The 6,059-nt window shown below is 68.2% G+C and carries 5 protein-coding genes and 2 tRNA genes; all 7 read right to left on the bottom strand.

From position 1 onward, the window contains the following. Positions 1–38: 38 nt before the first annotated feature. A complete protein-coding gene (tig, locus tag ACFU7D_RS28225) occupies positions 39–1,433 on the bottom strand; it encodes a trigger factor (protein WP_378873525.1) in 1,395 nt (464 codons plus the stop codon). Positions 1,434–1,490: 57 nt separating this feature from the next. Next, positions 1,491–1,563, bottom strand: a tRNA-Pro gene (locus ACFU7D_RS28220). 35 nt (positions 1,564–1,598) lie between these two features. Beyond that, positions 1,599–1,672, bottom strand: a tRNA-Gly gene (locus ACFU7D_RS28215). A 105-nt stretch (positions 1,673–1,777) separates the two neighbouring features. Continuing rightward, entirely contained in the window at positions 1,778–2,854 is a 1,077-nt protein-coding gene (locus ACFU7D_RS28210; RefSeq protein ID WP_378727639.1) for a PP2C family protein-serine/threonine phosphatase, read from the bottom strand. A gap of 66 nt (positions 2,855–2,920) precedes the next feature. After that, complete coding sequence (locus ACFU7D_RS28205) at positions 2,921–3,763, bottom strand: Fpg/Nei family DNA glycosylase (protein ID WP_378873523.1); 843 nt, start codon at positions 3,761–3,763, stop codon at positions 2,921–2,923. A 7-nt stretch (positions 3,764–3,770) separates the two neighbouring features. Next, positions 3,771–4,289: a ribose-5-phosphate isomerase gene (locus tag ACFU7D_RS28200; RefSeq protein ID WP_350716267.1), complete on the bottom strand. Its 519-nt coding sequence runs from the start codon at positions 4,287–4,289 to the stop codon at positions 3,771–3,773. Between the two features lie 215 nt (positions 4,290–4,504). Then, a complete protein-coding gene (locus tag ACFU7D_RS28195; protein WP_378873521.1) occupies positions 4,505–5,776 on the bottom strand; it encodes a DUF222 domain-containing protein in 1,272 nt (423 codons plus the stop codon). Between the last annotated feature and the right edge of the window lie 283 nt (positions 5,777–6,059).

Genomic DNA, 6,059 nt, shown 5'->3' with positions numbered 1-6,059 from the left:
CCGCGAGGCAGGGGCGCTGTGACGTACGTCAGGGGTGATCAGGCGTCTGCCTTCTCGGTCTCCTCGGGAGCCTCGGCCTCAGCCTCAGCCTCGGGCTCGTCCTCGCCGATGGTGCCGTCGGGGCGGAGGTTCTTCAGCTCGACGTGGTTGCCGGACTCGTCGGTGACCTTGGCGGCCTCGACCAGCTGGGCGAGTGCCTTGCCGCGGAGGATCTCCTGGACCAGCTCGGGCACGTGGTTGTGCTCGAGCATGTGGTTGACGAACTCCTGCGGGTCCTGACCGGACTGCTGCGCACGGCGCATCATGTGCTCGGTCAGCTCCTGCTGCTCGACCCCGATCTCCTTCTCCTTGGCGATCTGGTCGAGGATCATCTGAGCGGCGACGGCGTCACGAACGCGGCGCTCGAGGTCGGCCTCGAACTCCTCGATCGTCTGCTCCTCGTCCTCGAGGTACTTCTCGAAGGTGAGGCCGGCGTAGCCGAGCTGCTGCTCGATGCCCTCGCGGCGCGCGTTGAGCTCGTCGGTGACGATGCTCTCCGGCAGCGGGATCTCGATCTGCGCCAGGAGCGCCTCGAGGACGGCGTCACGGGCGGCGGCGGCCTGCTCGAGGCGCTTGCCGTTGCCGAGGCGGCCGCGGACGTCCTCCTCGAGCTCCTTGACGGTGTCGAACTCGCTGGCGAGCTGGGCAAAGTCGTCGTCGTAGGCGGGGAGCTCCTGCTCCTGCACCTGGTTGACGGTGACGTTGACGTCGACCTCCTGGCCGATCAGCTCACCGCCCACGAGGGTGCTCTTGAAGTCCGTGGACTCGCCGGCGGAGAGACCCGCGATGGCCTCGTCCAGGCCGTCGAGCATGCCGCCCTTGCCGACCTGGTAGCTCATCCCGACGGCCTCGGCGCCCTCGACGTCCTCGCCGTCCTTGGTCGCCTTCAGGTCGATGACCACGAAGTCGCCGTCGGCGGCTGCGCGCTCGACGTCCTTGAGGGTGCCGAAGCGCTCGCGCATCGCCTGGATCTGCTCCTCGACGTCAGCGTCGGTGAGCTCGATGTCGTCGACCTTCGCCTCGATGCCCTCGTAGTCGGGCAGCGTGATCTCCGGCTTGATGTCGACCTCGGCGGTGAACTCCAGCGTCTCGTTGTCCTCGAGCTTGGTGACCTCGATCTCGGGCTGCGCCAGCGGCTCGAGCGAGTTCTCCTGGAGGGCTTCGAAGTACATCTGCGGGAGGGCGTTGTTGACCGCCTCGGAGAGCACCGCACCGCGGCCGACCTGCTTGTCGATCACCTGGGGCGGGACCTTGCCCCGGCGGAAGCCGGGGACGTTGATCTGCTTGGCGATCTGCTTGTACGCCGCGTCGAGGCTCGGCTTGAGCTCCTCGAAGGGCACCTCGACGGTCAGCTTGGCCCGGGTCGGGCTCAACGTCTCGACGGCGCTCTTCACAGGGTGTCTCCTGTCGTTTGTTTCTGAGAATGATGTCGCGTGCAGGGCTATGAAATGTCGGGGCGACAGGACTCGAACCTGCGGTCTCCTGCTCCCAAAGCAGGCGCGCTAGCCACTACGCTACGCCCCGTCAAGGGCCCCTCCCCAATCAGCGGGAATGGCACTTGGAGCGGATGACGGGAATCGAACCCGCGTAATCAGTTTGGAAGACTGAGGCTCTACCATTGAGCTACATCCGCGCACGCGAGAGCCAGCGCCCTCGTGCGACCTGCGAAATCCTGCCATAGATCTGGCTCACACCTGTAACCGGCTCCCCTACCGGCCGGTTCGCGGGGTCGGCCGGGTCACCTTCGCCCGACCGCGACGAGCGCGCGATCGTCGGAGCTGGCGCTCAGTCCCTCGAGCAGACGGCGCGCTCCGCCACCGCGTCCGGTGACCGCGAGGTGGTCGGCGGTGGCGACCAGGTTGCCGATGCCGTGCTCGAGGTCGACGCCTCGCGCCTCCACGACACCGTCGGTGTAGAGCATCACCATGTCGCCCACCCCGAGCACTCCCTCGCAGGCGTCGAACTCGACGTCGTCGATGAGCCCCAGCACCGGACCGTTGCTCTCGGCCTCCTCCCAGCGGCCGGTCGCGGCGCGGCGCAGGAGGGCGGGCGGGTGGCCGGCCGAGCGGATCTCGTACGCACCGTTGGTCAGGTCGATCGAGAGGTAGACCGCGGTCGCGAAGCCCTCCTGCCAGTCCTGGCGGATCAGGTAGCGGTTGGCGGCGGGTAGGAACTCGCTCGGCGGGAGCGCACCGAGGAGGCCCCCGAACGCACCGGAGAGCTGGAGCGCCCGGGTGCCGGCGCGCACCCCTTTTCCGGAGACGTCGACGACGACGATCTCGAGCCGGTCCTCGACCCGCACGGCGACCACGAGGTCGCCGGCGAACTGGGTGCCACCGGCCGGCAGGACCGCCGAGTCGGCGAGCCATCCGGGAGGCATCGGCGGGATCGCGCCTTGGTCGAGCTTGCGGGTCAGGTCGCGGAGCATCACCTCGTTGCTCAGACCACCCACCCCGAGGTCGGTGCGGCGCTCCCCGACGAACAGCAGGATGAAGCCGAGCATGAAGTGAACGCCGATGGCGACGGCGTCCCGGTCGGAGAGGGTGAGGCGGCTCGCGGCGACCACGATCATGACCATCACGAAGACGACGAACCAGCTCAACGTACGCGGCCCGAGCAGCACCCCGCCGAGCAGCAGCGGGACGGTGAGGACCGCCACCGGGACCACCTGCAGCCAGCCTGTCTGAGCCGCCGCGAGGACCGTCAGGAGGATCGTGAGCGGGCCGAGCCACAGCACCGCTCGCAGCTCCGGGTCGCGGAGTCTGCGGCGGAGGGCGTTGCTTCGCAGACGGTCCGCGAAGGCATGGCTCGACATGGCCTCACTCTAGGTCTCGAGGGGGGAGCTGCGTGGTCGTTCTCGCAGGCCGGAGAGTAGTGCGGGCTACTTCTTTACGGTCGTCCGGGGCCGGTAGGTGCGCTGGCACTTCGGGCACCAGAACAGGTTGCGCTGCTGCAGCTCGGTCGTGCGTACGCTCGTGCCGCACACCAGGCACGGCTGGCCGTGGCGGCGGTAGACGTAGACCTCGCCGCCGTGGTCGTCTTTTCGTGGCGGACGACCCATCGCCTCGGGGGTGTGCTCGTCGCGGACGGTGTCGATGCGGTTCCGCTGGACGCCGAGCTTCATGAGCTCGACCAGGTCGTCCCAGATGGCGTCCCACTGCTGCCTGCGCAGGGTGTTGCCCGGGCGCATCGGGTCGATCCGGTGCCGGAAGAGCACCTCGGCCCGGTAGACGTTGCCGACCCCCGCCAGAACGGACTGGTCCATCAGCAGCGCGCCTATCGTCGTACGACTACGGCTGATCCGCAGCCACGCCCGGCCCGGGTCGGCGTCGTCGCGCAGCGGGTCCGGTCCGAGCTTCGCGACCACGGCGTCACGCTGGGCCGTGGTGACCAGGTTGCACGTGTTGGCGCCTCGCAGGTCCGCGTACGTCTCGCTGCCGGTCACCCGGAGCCTGACCTGGCCGACCGGGAGCGGCGGCTCGGTGGAGTAGGGCTTCAGGTCGAGCTTGCCGTAAAGGCCGAGATGGACGTGGACGTACTGCTCCCCCGGGAACTCGAGGAACAGCTGCTTGCCCCACGCCTCGGCGCCGGAGACGACCTGACCGTCCAGGAGCGCGGCGGAGTCGGCGAACCGGCCCTGCGGGCTGCTGACCCGGACCTGCTCGCCGGCGAAGGCATCGCTCAGGTCGAGCGCGAGACGGTGGAGGGTGTGCCCCTCGGGCATCCCCGGATCAGTCCTGGTCCTCGGCCGGCCCCAGGCCCTTGGCCGAGTCGGGAAGCGGCGGACGTACGCCGTCGGCGTCGTAGGCGTGGAGCTGGTCGATGCGGCGGACGTGCCGCTCGTCCTCGCTGAACGGCTCGGCCAGGAAGATCTCGACGAACTTCGTCATGTCCTCGAGGCTGTGCATCCGGCCGCCCACCGCGACCACCTGGGCATTGTTGTGGTCACGGGCGAGCTTGGCGGTCTCCTCGCTCCACGCGAGCGCACAGCGGATGCCGGTCACCTTGTTGGCCGCCATCTGCTCACCGTTGCCCGACCCACCGATGACGACGCCGAGGCTGTCCAGCCCCTGCTCCCGGTCCCGGGCCACCCCCTCGGCCGCCCGGATGCAGAAGACCGGGTAGTCGTCGAGTGCGTCATAGACGAACGGGCCGTGGTCGACAGGCTCGTAGCCGAGCTCGGTCAGACGGTTGATCAGGTGGGACTTCAGTTCGAGACCGGCGTGGTCACAGCCGATGTGGACGCGCATGCTTCCATCCTCTCTCACCGTCGGCTCATCTTCGGATTTGGTGGGTTGATGTGTCTCGGATGGTTGGGGCCGCCGACCCGTTACGGATGGTCCGAATCCGGTCCTCCTGAAGGAGCGACGAGCCCGGCGGCCCCGCGACCTGCAGCGGCGACACGCCGCTGTGCCAGGACACACGCTGCGGGTGCGGCTGCAGCCACGGGATCGATCGACCCGGGTCAGCCAGTTCGAGTACGTCGGGCGAACCGGATCTGCCCGTCCGGGAGCCGCTCATACTCAGAGCCGGCGTCGTGGATGCGGCGATGGTCGCTGGGGCACAGCAGGACCATGTTGGCCATGTCGGTCTTGCCGCCTTCGGACCACGGTTTCAGATGATGCGCTTCGGTCCACGCGGCGGGGGCGTCGCAGTCCTCGGCTTGGCAACCCTGATCGCGGAGCCGCAATGCTCGGTGTTGGATCGGGTGGGCCACGCGGGCGGTGCGGCCGAGGTCGAGGATCTCGGAGTCCGTGCCTAACACCACCGGGACCAGGTTCGCGTTGCAGGCCATCCGGCGGGCCTCGGCGGCGGTGATCTTCTCGCCGTCGAACCCCAACGCTGCGGTGCCGAGATCCTTGCGGAGGTCGTCCACGCTCATGGTGATGAAGACCGTGGTGGCGTGGCCACCGTGGCGGGGCAGCTGGCCGACGTCGTAGGTCTCGACAACCCGGGCGAACGCCTGACCCAGCAGCCGGTCGTAGGGGGCTTTGCGGCCCTTGTCCTCCGCGGACCACTTCCGCGGCTGCGCCAGCGAGTCGAGGATCGTGCGCAGCCGCATCCCGACCGCGCGGGAGACCCTCGCGTGGATGTCGATAGTGCCGTCGCCGTTGTCACGGGAGGAGTAGAAGGTGCGCCGTTGGGCGTGCTCCTCTTCCCGCTGCAGCGCCTGGGCCTCAGAGGCCTCGAACCGGGCCGGGTCGACCTCCGCCAGGATGCGTCGTCCGGCGATCTTGAGCTCGTTGGCCGTCAACTGGCTGGCGTAGTCCACGAGGAGTTTCTCGGCCAGGATCAGGTCCTCGGCACTGGCGGCGGGGTCGGACTCGATGACATCGAGGGCCTTCGTGATCACCCGGGCCTTGTCCTGGGACACCACACCCTCGGCCAGACCAGCAGCGACCAGGTCGTACTTCGCGAGGCCGGCAGCGAATTTGATCTGGGAGCGAGCCACCCCCTTGTCGACCAACAACTCGCTCCGCATCCACCCCGACGCATCCTTCGCGCCGGTCTCCTCCGCGATATCACCAGCAGACGCGAGGACCCGGAGCTTCAACGCGGCTTGTTTGGCGTGGATCTTCTCCAGCCGGGCCAGGCGGTCCTTCTTCTGACCGGTGCGCCAATAGGCCGGGTCCCCGGTCAGCAGCTTGTCGAGGGAGGACTCGATGGCGGCCAGTTCGGCGTCGATCGCACCACCAGGATTGGAGCCCCAGTGGTCGGTCCCGCGTTCCAGACTCATCGCTTCCCTCCCTTCAGAGGTGTGCTGTGATGTCTCTGATTCTACGCTCACCCGCCCTTCATGACCACCCATTTTCCCTGTTCAAAGGCCATTTTTGCGGCAAGCGAACAGCATCGTTCCTGTGGATGGTAAGTGGCCCATAGGGCCACCTCTCCACCCCACAAGCCCCACTGATCCCGACAAGTTTCCGCTGCGCCACACCCGGGCCGCCGCCCCGATAGCCAGCCAAATCTTTCTCGACGGGCGCCGGTGTCAAGGACCGCGATAGCGGCCGGCGAAGCCG

The sequence above is a fragment of the Nocardioides sp. NPDC057577 genome (assembly GCF_042801335.1).
In the GTDB taxonomy this organism is placed as follows: domain Bacteria; phylum Actinomycetota; class Actinomycetes; order Propionibacteriales; family Nocardioidaceae; genus Nocardioides.
The sequence above is the reverse complement of the archived record's forward strand: the minus strand, read 5'-3'. Positions and strand labels throughout refer to the sequence as shown.

Bases quoted from the DNA above. Each gene is read 5' to 3' on its own strand.
- ACFU7D_RS28210 (WP_378727639.1), bottom strand. From the start codon at position 2,854: ATGTCGAGCCATGCCTTCGCGGACCGTCTGCGAAGCAACGCCCTCCGC.
- ACFU7D_RS28205 (WP_378873523.1), bottom strand. From the start codon at position 3,763: ATGCCCGAGGGGCACACCCTCCACCGTCTCGCGCTCGACCTGAGCGAT.
- ACFU7D_RS28200 (WP_350716267.1), bottom strand. From the start codon at position 4,289: ATGCGCGTCCACATCGGCTGTGACCACGCCGGTCTCGAACTGAAGTCC.
- ACFU7D_RS28195 (WP_378873521.1), bottom strand. From the start codon at position 5,776: ATGAGTCTGGAACGCGGGACCGACCACTGGGGCTCCAATCCTGGTGGT.